Here is a 13,172-nt window from a genome sequence, read left to right as displayed (position 1 = left end):
GCACAGGCGAGGCTCAGGCCAGCACCTGCCGGAGGATCTGCTGCTGCCGCCTGGCCCATTTCGTGCCAACGCGAATGGCCTCGCGCTGCCGGGAGGAGGCGGAGGCGAAAAAGACCGTTTCACTGATCTGCAGGCGGTGAAACAGCCGCCGCATCTGCAGGGATCGGGCCCTCAGCGAGCCTTCCGGCGCCAGGGATTCCCCCTGCTGTGCCGAGAACATGGACGCGGCCTGCTCCAGGCAGCGCTGGGCATCGGGCGTGGTCGCGGGCACGGCACGGGGCTCGCACAGCCGGGCCTTGGCCACCAGGGGGTTGTGGCCCACCACCAGCCCCCAGGGACGCATGGCGGTCGAGGGATTGACCGACAGCGCCTCCAGCTTGGTGAGCCCGAACACGCGCGCCAGGCGCAGGCGCATGGCCAGCAGCGGGGCATCTGGCTGTACCGCCTCGATGGCCGCGAGGGCCTCCTCCTCGTTGTCACCGCCCACGGGCAGCAGCAAGGAACGCAGCAGCAGCCCGGCCAGCACGTCCCCCTTGGCCGCTGCAGCATGGAGCAGGGCCACACCCTGTTCCATGGGTTCGATGTGCGTGGCATCACGCAGCACCAGTGCGCCCAGACGGCGCTCGGCCTCGGGCAGCCCGTGACGTGCCGCCTTCTCCAGGCAAAAGCGTGCCAGGGTGGGATTGGCCACCGAGCTGCGGTAGTCGGAGCAGATGCGGAACAGGTGCAGCCAGGCGGTGACGATGCCGCCATCGGCAGCGCGCAGCAGCAGGGCTGCGGCCTTGCGCAGGTTCTGCGCATTCACGAGGTTTTCGGGAGCCAGGTGTGCACAGGGCAGCCCCGAGAGCGCCCGTCCAAGCACGTGGCAGGCGCGCACGTCGCCATTGGCGGCGCACCGGTCCAGGCTGGCTTCGATCCAGCCCACGGTCAACCGTCCCAGGCCATGGCCCGCCACCTCCGCCTGGTGGACCAGGTCGGCAATCAGCTGCTGCATGACCGGGCCATGAGCGGCATGAGGCAGGTCGCGCAGGAGCTCCAGCATCCGCACGGCGCGGCGCGACTGGCCCTTGGCCATGGCCTGGCGGGCCTCGCAGGCCATGACTTCGGCAACGTCCAGCGGCTGTATGGCGCGCAGGATCTGCAACGCCTGCAGCAGCTCGCCGGATGTGTGCGCAGACACGCTGCTTGCCAGATGGCTTGGCAGGGCGGCGCTGCACTTGCCAAGGCACTCCAGAGCCAGATCAAGCTCCCCCCGGATGAGATGCCATGCGGCAAGCTTCTGGCGCCCGACATCCTCATACTCCGCCGCGATCCTCAGGGTCTCCAGCAGCCCGTGCTCCAGCAACTCCCTTAGCGGCAGATGCAAGGCTATGCAGACCGAGGCCTGGCGCCTGGCCTGAGGCAGTGCGGCCTGCAGATACTCCAACCCCACCGGGATGCTCCTGGAAACGCCGGGTCCCCCGGTCAGATACGCCTCCCCGAGCTGAAGCCTGGCGCCCGTGTCCCCTCGCCTGGCCAGCATCCTCAGCTTGACATCCTCGCGCCGCATTTTTCTGCCCCCTCATATCTTGCGATACCCGCTCACAGCCGTATCAACAACCCGATACGAATTGATTTTTTTCTTCTTTACCGGATTCAACCCACGGGATGCTAGCAATCTCCAGAATCCATCTACCCAACAGAAAAGTGACATTCAAGACATATTGAAGAAAGATAACTGCCATGAATGGAATTGCAATCCATTGGTGTTGGCCGGACGGAACATGTTGATCCCAAAAAACCTGTGATTGGCTTGCCACCCCCCGTCGATTACTTTTCAAGGCTCCTGGCGCCAGCCTGTGAATTCTAGTATTTACAACAGCATCCGTTTGGAAATGGATGCGCATGGAATCCACATTCAATACAAGGACCAGGCATGAAATTCAATCGTATATTGGCGGCCGCACTGCCCGTCATTTCGCTGGCGGCCAGCGCGCAGTCATCCATCACCCTGTTCGGCATCGTTGACGTCAATGGGCGCTACGTGAAGAACAGCGATCTGCCCAGCAACATGACCATGAACAACAGCGGGCTGTCATCGGGCCGGTTTGGCTTTCGCGGCACCGAGGATCTGGGCGGCGGATTGAGGGCCGAGTTCTGGCTGGAGTCAGACCTCTATGCCGACACCGGCACGACAAACGCCAATGGCAAGTTCTTCCAGCGCCGCTCCACGGTGAGCTTGGCGGGCGGCTTCGGCGAGCTGCGCCTGGGCCGCGATTTCACGCCGGCCGCGCAAAATCCCACCAAGTTCGACCCGTTCAACGTGATCGGCCTGGCAAACTCCAACATCATCAGCCGCCTGCCCGGCACCTTCTCGAACTACTACCGCAGCGACAACGCCATCCAGTACTTCACTCCCAAATGGAGCGGTTTCCAGGCAGAAGTGATGTATGCCCTGGACGAAGACCCCGTGAGCAGCGCCGGCCGCCATTTCGGCAGCCGCCTGACCTACGACAACGGCCCTCTGAACCTGGCGCTCACCTATGGCTCGACCGATGTGAACGCTGCGGGCACCAAGCTCAAGCAGTACGGCGCGGGCGCCTCCTACGATTTCGGCTTTGCCAAGCTGATGGGGTATTTCCAGCGCGAGGACCTGCCCTATGGCACCTATGGAACCCGCATCGCGGGCTCCGAGGACCGCTGGCAGGTCGGCCTCACCGTGCCCGTGGGGGCGAACTACATCCGCGCCTCCTATGTGCGCACCGATTCGCGCCGTGGCCCGGTGGCCTTCAGTGGCAGCGATGCCAACAGGTATGCGATCGGCTATGTGCACAACCTGTCGCGGCGCACGGCGCTGTATGGAACCCTTGCACGCGTGACCAACAAGGGCGGGGCCAATTTCAGCCTCAATGGCGGCACCACCGGATTGGCTGCGGGCGGCAGCTCCACAGGCGCTGAACTCGGCATGCGCCACAGTTTCTGAAGATTTCCACGCATTTGCGGCAATATGGCTGAAATGTCATCCGGCTGCCCGTATATATAGAAGCCGATGACTCTACAGTCTCCGCCATGGACTGAATACAGTTCATGGCGGATTTCATGAATCCGCCCATGTATCCGCCCTATTTCGGAGGCATATTCAATGAAATCCATATTCATATTGGGCACCGCAGCAATCGTCATGGCTGCATTGCCGGCCCATGCGGAACGCTTTGCAAACGGCAAATCCTATTACGGATCGCCCGCGCCTGCGGGCGTCTACCGTACTGTCGATCTATCGCAGAAAGCGCCCATCAATATCGCCTGCGGCGAAACCGTGAATTTCACCAGCCAGGGCCGCACATTCGCGTGGAAGGTCAGCTCCATCCAGCACAACCATGTCCCGGTGGCGCGCTTTGCGCCGCCCGGTTTCGACACGCAGGGCAAGAGCATCTTCGTCATGCCCGGAGAGCATGAGCTGGGCGGCTGAAAGCGCCGTTGGCAACGAAAAGGGCCCGCAATTCGCGGGCCCTTTTTTTGCTGGAGGCAGGCCGAAGCTCAGGCGGCCAGGGCGCCGCGCATGGCGTCGATCACGGCCTTGTAGTCAGGCTTGCCGAAGATGGCGCTGCCGGCCACGAAGGTGTCGGCACCGGCATCGGCCACGCGGCGGATGTTGGTTTCCTTGATGCCGCCGTCCACCTCCAGGCGGATGTCGCGGCCGCTGGCCTCGATGCGCTTGCGCGCGGCCTCGATCTTGCGCAGCGTGCTGTCGATGAAGCTCTGGCCGCCGAAGCCGGGGTTCACGCTCATCAGCAAGATGAGGTCGATGTCGTCGATGACCCAGTCCAGCACGTCCAGCGAGGCGGCCGGGTTGAACACCAGGCCCGGCTTGGCGCCCTGGGCACGGATGTTCTGGATGCTGCGGTGCACGTGGGCCGTGGCATCGGGGTGGAAGCTGATGTAGTCGGCGCCGGCCTTGGCGAAGGCCGTGGCCAGTTCGTCCACGGGCGTGACCATCAGGTGCACGTCGACGGGCACGGGCTGGCCGTCGGGCGTCTTCGCATGGGGCTTCAGGGCCTCGCAGATCATGGGACCGAACGTGAGGTTGGGCACGTAGTGGTTGTCCATCACGTCGAAGTGGATCCAGTCGGCGCCGGAGGCGATCACATTCTTGACCTCGTCACCCAGACGGGCGAAGTCGGCAGACAGGATGGAGGGGGCGATGCGGTAGGTGGGGCTCATGGCCTGCGATTGTCGCAGCTAGCCCATGCCGGCACCAGCGACGGCACAAAGCCATGGGCGGCGGCGCGTGGGGACGTTCGCAAGCCGGTACATTGCGGGCAGTTACCATTGCCGCCATGCCCATGAACGAGTTCCAGGTCCAGGTCCGCCCCGTCTTTTTGCCAGAGCAATCCGCTCCAGCGGCAGGCGTGTACGCCTTCTCCTACACGATCACCGTGACCAATACCGGCCAGGTGCCGGGCCAGTTGATCGCGCGCCACTGGATCATCACCAACGAGCTGGGCCATGTCGAAGAGGTCAAGGGCCTGGGGGTGATCGGCCGCCAGCCGCTGCTGCAGCCCGGCGAGACCTTCGAGTACACCAGCGGCTGCCAGCTGCGCACGCCCAACGGCAGCATGCAGGGCACCTATCTGTGCATCAGCCACGAGGGCGAAGTCTTCGAGTGCCCCATCCCGCGCTTTCATCTGCAGTCGGGCGCTGGCGGCGACAGCTTTCCAGACCCTGACAACCGCGTGCTGCACTGAGCGCGTTCCTCGGGGGAGGCGCTAGTCTTCCGCCCTGCCGCAAGACCCCTACATGAAGCGAATCACCCAAGACCTGCCCGGCCTTCTGGCCGCACTCGACCCCGAGGCCGACCTCGCGCACCGCCATATCTGGCTGATCCACCTGCTGGAGTGGGTGCGCGCGCCCAAGCCGTCGGTGGACGGCGCGGTGCAGCGCGTGCAGTTGCTGGTGGAGGCCGTGGAGGCCGATCCGGCCGTGCGCCAGCGCCTGCATGCCTGGTGGCTGCGCTTCATCGACACCGTGGACATCACGGCGCTGCTGGCCGATTTCGGCTTTGCGCCGCGCACCAACATGTTCAGCGAGCTGTCCGAGCGCGCACGCTACAAGCTGCTGCCCAGCACGCCGGAGACGGTGGATGCCTCCGAGCTGTTCATGCTGGCCATGCCCGACGAATTCGACGCGCGCTGGCTGCACGCGCTGGAGGCGCCGCTGCTCGAACGCATCGCACTGCTGCTGACCGACGGCAGCGAGGGCCAGGGCAGCAGCTTCTGGCAGAACAGCCTGCTGGGCTCCATCACCTATTGCACGGGGCAGATCCTGTCCACGGGCTTTTCGCCCGAACTGCGCCTGCGCATGGACGAGCAGGCGCGCGACGACCAGCCCTTCCACGCCCTGATCCACGACGCCGAGAGCCTGCGCGTGGAGGTGATGCACGCGCTGCGCACCAATGACCGGCGCGATGCGGCCGAGGCCCGGCTGCGCGAGCGCCTGGATGCCTGCCGCGCGGCCGTGACATCGGTCTACACCCATTTCGAGTCCGAAGGGATTTCGGTGGGCCTGGTGTTCCGCCTGCGCCAGCTGCGCGCGCGCATCCTGCGTGTCAGGCGGCTGCTGGACTGCCTGGTGGCCGACAACCGCGCCACCGAGACGGCCGACCTGCTGGCCAACCTGGTGTCCGTGGGCATTGAGCGGCGCAGCCTGCGCGCGCTGCTGTCCACCAACACCTCGCTGCTGGCGGCCAAGGTGGCCGAGCGCAGCGCCGAGACGGGCGAGCACTACATCACGCGCACCGGCCGCGAATACCTGTCCATGGCAACCAAGGCCGCCGGCGGCGGCTTCGTGATGGCCTTCACCACGCTGCTGAAGTTCGCGCTCTACGCGCTGGGGCTGTCGGCGTTCTGGGGCGGGCTGGCGGCGGGCATCAACTACTCCATCAGCTTTGTGCTGATTCAGCTGCTGCACTTCACGGTGGCGACCAAGCAGCCGGCCATGACGGCACCGGCCATGGCCGCCAAGCTCAAGGACCTGCGCGCCAGCGAGGCCATCGAGGAGTTCGTGGACGAGGTCGCCCACCTGGTGCGCTCGCAGGTGGCGGCCGTGCTGGGCAACGTGCTGGTGGTGCTGCCCATGGTGCTGCTGCTGTCGCTGGGCTATGCCCAGCTGTTCGGCCACACGCCCATCGACGGGCCGCATGCGATTGCCGTGCTCGACTCGCTGAGCCTGCTGGGCATGTCGCCGCTGTTCGCGGCCTTCACGGGCGTGCTGCTGTTCGCCAGCAGCCTGATCGCGGGCTGGGCGGAGAACTGGTTCGTGCTGCGCCGGCTGGATTCGGTGATCCGCTACAACCCCGGCATCACGCGCTGGCTGGGCGCCAAGCGCGCCGACCGCTGGGCGCATTTCTGGCGCAAGAACATTTCGGGCTTTGCCGCCAACGTCTCGCTGGGCATGATGCTGGGCCTGGTGCCCGCGTTCGCGGCCTTCTTCGGCCTGGGGCTGGAGGTGCGCCACGTCACGCTGTCGGCAGGCCAGATCGGTGCCGCCATGGCGGCCCTGGGCTGGCAGGTGCTGCACTCCGACATGTTCTGGTGGGCGGTTGCCCTACTGCCGGTCAATGGCGCGTTGAATGTCACTGTCAGCTTTTATCTGGCATTCCGCGTTGCGATGAGGGCACACAATGTCAGCGGAGTCGACCGCTCGCGCATCTATTCGGCCATCCGCCGCCGTCTGCGCACAGCGCCGCTGAGTTTCTTCCGCCCCTGAGCCTGCGGGACCTCGGGAACCACGCGGAACCCACGTGCTGGCGTGCCCGCCCGGCCTTGCAGCCCGGCAGTCACGCCAGTGGATCGCCAACGAAGTGTCCCCGTGCCAAGCGCACGGGACGCGGGCTTGCCCGCGCCGCAGGGAAGGCCCTGCGGAGCTTCGCTTGCGGGCCACTGGCTCGCGCAAAGGACCTCGCTTATGAATGACATGCTGAGCTTCTGGGAACCGTGGCTGCGGCCATCGGCCGGGTTGGCCACGGTGCAATGGTCCCTGCTGCTGGCCGTGGCCACCATGGTGGGTTACGCCTGCCAGCGCCATGCGGCCCTGCCCAAGGTGGTCGGATATTCGCTGGTCGGCGGCATTGCCGGGCTGATCGGCTTTGGCGCCAACACCGCCTGGCCGCTGCAGGGCACGGGATTGTTCCTGCTGGAGCTGGGCGTGGCCATCGTGCTGTTCGAATGCGGCGGGCGCATCACGCTGCGCTGGTTCCGCCACAACCCCATGGTGCTGGTGCAAAGCGTGGCCGAATCCGCGTTGACCTATGTGCTGGTCTCCCTGGTGCTGGGCTGGCTGGGCGTGGCCCCCGAAGTGGCCGGGCCGCTGGCCCTGGTGGCCATGGCGGCCTCGCCCCTGGTGCTGACGCGCGTGGTGGCCGACATGCGTGCCGCAGGCGCCGTGACCGATCGCGGCCTGGTGCTGGCCACCCTGTCCACGCTGTATGCGCTGGCCCTGGGCAGCGCCAAGGCGGGCATGCTGACGCAGCCCAAGGCGGGCTTCGTGGCCTCGATCATGCCGGTGCTGGTGGTGCTGGGCGTCTCGGTGGCCGTGGCCCTGGTGCTGGCCGTGCTGATGCGCCTGGCGCTGCGCTTCATGAGCCCGGCCAGCGAGAACACCTCCATCCTCTTTCTCACCCTGATCTCGGCCAGCGTGCCCGTGGCCTCGTACCTGGGCGGCTCGGCGCCGCTGGCGGCGCTGCTGGGCGGCATCCTGCTCAAGCAGTTCAACCCGCGCCCCTGGGCCTGGCCCCGCCAGCTGGGCACGGCGGCCTCGCTGCTGACCATGCTGATGTTCGTGCTGGTCTCCACCGTGGCCGCACAGGCCGACTGGAGCGCGCCGGTGGCCGGCGTGGTGGGCGCCGTGATCCTGGCACGCCTGGTCGCCAAGACCATGGGTGTGGCCGTGGGCAATGTGGGCACGGGCGCCAACTGGCGCCAGGCCTTCTGGGTGGGCTGCGCCATGGCGCCCATGTCGTCGGTGGCGCTGCTGATTGCATCGCAGTTCGTGGCCGCCGCGCCCGAGCTGGGCGCGCAGATCGCAGGCGTGGCCCTGCCCACCATTTTGGTGATGGAGGTGCTGGGCGCCGCCCTGGCCACCGTGGCCATCTACCGCTCCGGCGAAAGCTCCCGTCCCTGGAAGCCGCTGAGCCGCACGAATACCGCAGGAGATGAACGTGAGTCTTGAAGCCTTCAACTCGTCCGAACCGCTGACCCTGGGCGTGGAGCTGGAACTGCAGCTGGTCAACACCCACGACTACGACCTGGCCCCCTACGCCGAGGACATGCTGCGCCTCATGCTCAAGAACCCGCTGCCCGGCAGCGTGGTGCCCGAGATGACGAACAGCATGATCGAGATCTCCACCAGCGTCTGCCATTCGGCCTCGGAGGTGCTGGGCCAGCTCAGCCAGATCCGCGATGCGCTGGTCAAAAGCGCCGACAAGCTCAACATCGCCGTGGTGGGCGGCGGCACCCACCCCTTCCAGCAGTGGCATGAGCGACGCATCTACGACAAGCCGCGCTTCCAGGAGCTGTCGCAGCTGTACGGCTACCTGTCCAAGCAGTTCACCATCTTCGGCCAGCACGTGCACATCGGCTGCCCCGACGCCGACGCGGCCCTGCTGATGCTGCACCGCATGTCGCGCTACATCCCGCACTTCATTGCGCTGTCTGCCTCCAGCCCCTATGTGCAGGGCCACGACACGGCCTTCGACTCGGCGCGGCTGAACTCGGTGTTCGCCTTTCCGCTGTCGGGCCGCGCGCCCTGCGTGCTGCACTGGAGCGAGTTCGAGCAGTACTTCGACAAGATGACGCGCACGGGCGTGGTCAAGAGCATGAAGGACTTCTACTGGGACATCCGGCCCAAGCCCGAGTTCGGCACCATCGAGATCCGCGTGTTCGACACGCCGCTGACCATCGAGCGCGCAGCCGCCCTGTCCGGCTACGTGCAGGCGCTGGCTGCCTGGTTCATGGACACCCAGCCCTTCACGCCCGTGGAAGACGACTACCTGGTCTACACCTACAACCGCTTCCAGGCCTGCCGCTTCGGCCTGGAAGCCGTGTACGTGGACCCGGCCACGGGCGAGCACATGCCGCTGGCCGACCACATCCTCAAGACCATGGATGCCGTGGCCGACTACGCGGCCCGCCATGGCGCCGCGCCCGCCCTGCACCTGCTGCGCAGCGACGTGGCCGCCGGCAGCAACGATGCCCGCTGGCTGCGCGAACGCCAGCGCAGCGAGCAGCTGCTGGCCGAGGTCTCGCGCCAGGCGGCCATGCGCTTTCGCGGCCAGGCAGTCTGAGGCCTGCGTTCAGCGCAGGCTCAAGGCAGCACCGCCGCCGCACGCGCGGCGGTGATCTGCGCGTCGGCGTCGCGCTGCAGCAGCAGGCGCTGGCGCACCAGGTCCTGGGCCGCGGCCGTGACAGCGCTCACGTAGCCGGCCTGGTCGACATACAGCTCCTCCAGTGAAGGCCGCCCGTCACCGGCCGCCAGCCGCGCCGCGCGCGTCTTGTGGAAGGGGATGAAGCTGCCCGTGAGGTTGGACAGGTCCACGATGCCCGGCGTGGCCACGTAGTTGAACTCCATGCTGGTGCCCAGCGGTGCCCGCGCCTCCACGCTGCGGATGCCTGCGCGCGTGAGGCCGGTGGCCGCATCGACCTGGGGCACGAGGATGGCGTAGTCCTTGCCCGTGGCGCGCGGCGGCTGCAGCGTGGCGATGCCGCTTTCGTCCTGCGGCACGTACTGCGGGCCGAAGTCGAGCAGCGCAAAGCCGTTGTGGCGCGCCAGGTAGCGGAACTCGGGGATGGCGGTCTGCACGCCGCCCACGCTCCAGCTCAGGCCCTTCATGGCGGGAAAGACCAGCTTGTCGGGCCGCACCAGGGTGCCGTCGGCCAGCTTGGGCACCTGGCTGGCTGGCGGCTCGGTGCCGCGCACCACCCAGTCCTCCAGCGCGATGAACAGCGCGCGGAACGTGTCGTTGAAGTGCACCACGGTGCCGGCCGGATAGACATTGCGCGTGGGCGCATAGCCGATGCTGGCCGTGCCGCCTGCGCCGCCGTGCTGGGTACTGGCGTAGTAGTAGATGCGCGCATTGGCGGGCTGGGCGATGTCGCGCAGGCCGTTGGCATCGGTCAGCACGGGCGAGCCCTGCAGCTGCCAGAACTCCGTGCCCGACAGGCCCAGGAAGAACTTGGGGCAGGTATTGCTGGCTTCGCAGCGCTTCATCACACCGCCCTGGCGGCCGCTGACCTCGTCGCTGTAGTCCTTGTCCAGGCCGCGCGGCGCAGTCTGTCCGAAGGCCGTGTGGTCGGTGCGCAGGCCGCCCCCGCCGCCGGGCACGGCGAAGCGCGTGTTGATGTTGGTCTGGCGCGCGGCCACATGGGCATACATGCCGTCGAAGACCTTGCCGCCATCGAGCGCCTGGTTGAAGCCCAGGTGCAGGAAGGTCTTCATGGCATTGCCCGACTGCGAGGTGCCCTGGCCGATGGTGTGCGTGATGCGCCCGGCCAGCGGGTTGGGCTTGCCGTCGGCGTCGGCCGCCTTGGCGCGGAAGAAGCTCACCGTGTCGCGCAGCGCGGCCAGGCCCACGCCCATGACCTTAGGGTCCTTGGCCACGTAGACCAGCTCGTAGAGGTACTGCGGGTCGAACCCGCCCTTCAGGCAGACGCTGGTGGCCGCAGGCGTGCCGGGGAAGGGATTGGCGGCGGCATCGCAGCTGGCGAACTTCCAGTCGCCCGCAGGCACGGTCTGGCGCGCATCGGTTTCGTTGATGCGGCGCGTGAGCGAGTAGCCGGCCTGGGTGTTGTCCAGGCTGGCGGGCTCGTAGGGGATCATGGTCCCGTTGAACACGCCGCCGGGCAGGGTCATGGAGGGCACGGCGGCGGCCGGGACCAGCTCGGTGCGGTAGCTGCCCGTGATGCTGCTGCCGTCCTTGTTGCGGGCCACGGGCACGGTGACCGTCAGGCGCGCGGGCGTGGACTTGGGCACGTCGCCCTGCCAGGCCGAGTACAGCAGCACATAGCCGCGCTCCAGGTAGACCGCATCGCCGGGCGTGGCCGTGGGGTTGGGCATGGTCAGGATGTTGCCGCGGTTGGGCGCGTCATAGCGCAGCACGCCGCTGGCCTTGGACATGTCCTTGGGCTTGAGCATGACGAAGTCGGTGCTGTACTCGACCATACCGCGCGCATTGACGGGCGCCAGCGCCAGGTCCTGGATCACGGCGTTCTTCGGATCGGCCGGGTCCAGCTCGCCGCGCAGCACGCCGGTCACTTTCTCGTAGGCGCCGACACTGCCGTAGCTGCCGGCAAAGTCCTCGGTGGCGCTGATGCTCAGCTGCATGCGCGGCGCCGGCGAACGGGCGGGCGAGTCACTGCCGCCGCAGGCGGTCAGCAGGCCGGATGCGGCCAGGGCAAGGGCCAGTGGATGGGTGGATCTGATGTGCATGTTGTCTCCTTGGGGTCATGGCACAGGCAAGGCTCCGCCCTGGCCACCGTGCATTGCGGCGGCCTAGGACGGTTCGGAAAGAAAGGGAACGGGAGAGCGTGAAGCGGCCTACTCGGGCTGGATGCCGGCGGCCTTGATCACCTGGCCCCACTTCTGGGTCTCGCCCGCCTGGAAGGCGGCCAGCTCCTGGGGCGTGGCGGTCCAGCCCTCGGAGCCGGACATCTCGAAGAAGGACTTGGCGCCCGCGCTGTGCACGGCGTCGGACAGCAGGCGATTCAGACGGGCCACCACGGCCTCGGGCGTGCCAGCGGGCGCGTAGGCCGCGAACCAGTAGCCCATGTCATAGCCCTTGACGCCGGCTTCCTCCAGCGTGGGCACCTCGGGCAGCTGCGGGCTGCGTTTGGTGGTGGAGTAGCCCAGGGCGCGCAGCTTGCCCGACTTGACCTGGGGCACGCCAGTGGAGGTGTCGGTGATCATCAGGTCGATCTGGCCGCCCAGCAGGTCGGTGATGGCCAACGGATTGCTCTTGTAGGGCACGTGCATCAGGTCCACGCCGGCCAGCTGCTTGAGCATTTCACCGGCCACGCGGCTGGAGGAGCTGCCGCTGCCGAACGACAGCTTGCCCGGCTGCTTCTTCGCCGCCGCCAGCAGGTCGCCCACGTTCTTGTACGGCGCATCGGCGCGCACCACCAGCACCTGGCCGCCCTTGCCCAGCCCGGCCACGGGCGCGAAGTCCTTGACCGCGTCATAGGGCAGCTTCTTGTACAGATGCTGGTTGGCCGCATGCGTGGTGTTGGTGGTGATCAGCACCGTGTAGCCATCGGCCGCCGAGCGCGCCACCTGCTGGGCCGCGATCATGCCGCTGGCGCCGCCCTTGTTCTCGACCACCACGGCCTGCTTGGTCGCCGTGGTCACGGCCTGGCCCAGCGCCCGTGCCAGCTGGTCGGTGGCGCTGCCGGCCGCAAACGGCACGACGAAGGTGATGGGCTTGGACGGATAGTCCTGGGCCAGGGCCGGTGCTGCGGCGGCTGCCAGCGCGCAGGCGGCCAGCGCGAGCACATGGCGGCGGGGAAGGTTCTGCGAAAAGTTCATGTCTGTCTCCTTTGTTGTGATGAATGTGTGACGGGCGGGTGCTGCCGGCTACTCCGGCGCCAGGTGGGGCAGCAGCGAGGCCGGTATGTGGACCTGCATCTGCAGCAGCCAGTACGACAGCGCCTTGCCGTGGCTGTCGAGGTTGAGCGCGTCGTTGACGCCGCCGTCCAGCACCGCGTCCAGCACCCAGTTCATGGCCTGCAGGCGCTGCAGCACGAAGCGCTGCACGCGCGCCGGGCGCCGGGCGGCGAAGTGCGCGGCCACGCGCTCTTCGGTGATCTGCTCCACCAGCACGGGCCAGCAGGCGGCATTCCAGGCGATGAGGCTGATGTTGGAGCGGTTGCCCTTGTCCCCCGTGCGCCCGTGCGCCAGGCGGTACAACGGCACGGTGACGGGCATCGTGGTCTGCAGTGTGTTCATGCGGCGTGCTCCCCGGCTTCTTTCCCGGCCTCTTTCTCGACCCCTTTGTCGATCTCTTCCTCGGCCCACTTCCACCCGGTGGCGACGCTCTGCTGCGCCAGCAGGCAGGACACCGTGCCCAGCCGCGCGCGCAGCGCCGTGCGCACGCCGCCGCCGCCGGCCGGCCCGCAGGTGTACAGCGCGTTGACCTCGCGCGGCAG

At 67.3% G+C, this 13,172-nt stretch carries 12 protein-coding genes and 1 pseudogene; 6 read left to right on the top strand and 7 right to left on the bottom strand.

Features of this window, described 5'->3' with window-relative positions; translation table 11 throughout:
- Positions 1-13: 13 nt before the first annotated feature.
- Both ACUTR7_RS27115 and ACUTR7_RS27110 read right to left on the bottom strand, forming a co-directional pair.
- A complete protein-coding gene (locus tag ACUTR7_RS27115) occupies positions 14-1,180 on the bottom strand; it encodes a hypothetical protein (RefSeq protein WP_445610241.1) in 1,167 nt (388 codons plus the stop codon).
- A gap of 412 nt (positions 1,181-1,592) precedes the next feature.
- Positions 1,593-1,886 carry a hypothetical protein gene (locus ACUTR7_RS27110; protein WP_445610240.1) on the bottom strand — a complete coding sequence of 98 codons (294 nt, stop codon included), beginning with the start codon at positions 1,884-1,886 and terminating at the stop codon, positions 1,593-1,595.
- Positions 1,887-1,915: 29 nt separating this feature from the next.
- Between ACUTR7_RS27110 and ACUTR7_RS27105 the strand changes: the two genes are divergently transcribed.
- Together ACUTR7_RS27105 and ACUTR7_RS27100 are read left to right on the top strand one after the other, a co-directional pair.
- A complete protein-coding gene (locus tag ACUTR7_RS27105; protein WP_445610239.1) occupies positions 1,916-2,962 on the top strand; it encodes a porin in 1,047 nt (348 codons plus the stop codon).
- A gap of 198 nt (positions 2,963-3,160) precedes the next feature.
- Complete coding sequence (locus tag ACUTR7_RS27100) at positions 3,161-3,448, top strand: CzcE family metal-binding protein (RefSeq protein WP_224986389.1); 288 nt, start codon at positions 3,161-3,163, stop codon at positions 3,446-3,448.
- A 68-nt stretch (positions 3,449-3,516) separates the two neighbouring features.
- On the opposite strand, the gene rpe is transcribed toward ACUTR7_RS27100, so the two are convergent.
- Positions 3,517-4,200 (bottom strand): ribulose-phosphate 3-epimerase, encoded by a 684-nt coding sequence (gene rpe, locus ACUTR7_RS27095; protein WP_016450603.1) that lies wholly within the window; start codon positions 4,198-4,200, stop codon positions 3,517-3,519.
- Between the two features lie 116 nt (positions 4,201-4,316).
- Here rpe and apaG point away from each other — a divergent pair, with 116 nt between their 5' ends.
- From apaG to ACUTR7_RS27075, 4 genes are all read left to right on the top strand, one after another.
- Entirely contained in the window at positions 4,317-4,724 is a 408-nt protein-coding gene (gene apaG / locus ACUTR7_RS27090; RefSeq protein ID WP_445610238.1) for a Co2+/Mg2+ efflux protein ApaG, read from the top strand.
- A gap of 52 nt (positions 4,725-4,776) precedes the next feature.
- A complete protein-coding gene (locus ACUTR7_RS27085) occupies positions 4,777-6,744 on the top strand; it encodes a site-specific recombinase (protein WP_012202652.1) in 1,968 nt (655 codons plus the stop codon).
- 198 nt (positions 6,745-6,942) lie between these two features.
- Complete coding sequence (locus tag ACUTR7_RS27080; RefSeq protein WP_043820084.1) at positions 6,943-8,205, top strand: cation:proton antiporter; 1,263 nt, start codon at positions 6,943-6,945, stop codon at positions 8,203-8,205.
- On the top strand, positions 8,195-9,319 hold the full coding sequence (locus ACUTR7_RS27075) for a YbdK family carboxylate-amine ligase (RefSeq protein ID WP_013804717.1): 1,125 nt from the start codon (positions 8,195-8,197) through the stop codon (positions 9,317-9,319). The genes ACUTR7_RS27080 and ACUTR7_RS27075 overlap by 11 nt, the downstream gene beginning before the upstream one ends.
- A gap of 20 nt (positions 9,320-9,339) precedes the next feature.
- Here the strand turns inward: ACUTR7_RS27075 and ACUTR7_RS27070 are convergent, their stop codons facing one another.
- From ACUTR7_RS27070 to ACUTR7_RS27055, 4 genes and pseudogenes are all read right to left on the bottom strand, one after another.
- A complete protein-coding gene (locus ACUTR7_RS27070; protein WP_445610237.1) occupies positions 9,340-11,460 on the bottom strand; it encodes an alpha/beta hydrolase domain-containing protein in 2,121 nt (706 codons plus the stop codon).
- Between the two features lie 108 nt (positions 11,461-11,568).
- Positions 11,569-12,552 carry a Bug family tripartite tricarboxylate transporter substrate binding protein gene (locus ACUTR7_RS27065; RefSeq protein WP_071954026.1) on the bottom strand — a complete coding sequence of 328 codons (984 nt, stop codon included), beginning with the start codon at positions 12,550-12,552 and terminating at the stop codon, positions 11,569-11,571.
- Positions 12,553-12,600: 48 nt separating this feature from the next.
- Positions 12,601-12,972 (bottom strand): AtuA-related protein, encoded by a 372-nt coding sequence (locus ACUTR7_RS27060; protein ID WP_016450609.1) that lies wholly within the window; start codon positions 12,970-12,972, stop codon positions 12,601-12,603.
- A pseudogene (locus ACUTR7_RS27055) lies at positions 12,969-13,172 on the bottom strand (acyclic terpene utilization AtuA family protein); the annotation flags it as partial. The pseudogene ACUTR7_RS27055 and the gene ACUTR7_RS27060, both read right to left, overlap by 4 nt.

The sequence above is a fragment of the Delftia sp. NA_296.1 genome (assembly GCF_052692095.1).
The sequence above is the reverse complement of the archived record's forward strand: the minus strand, read 5'-3'. Positions and strand labels throughout refer to the sequence as shown.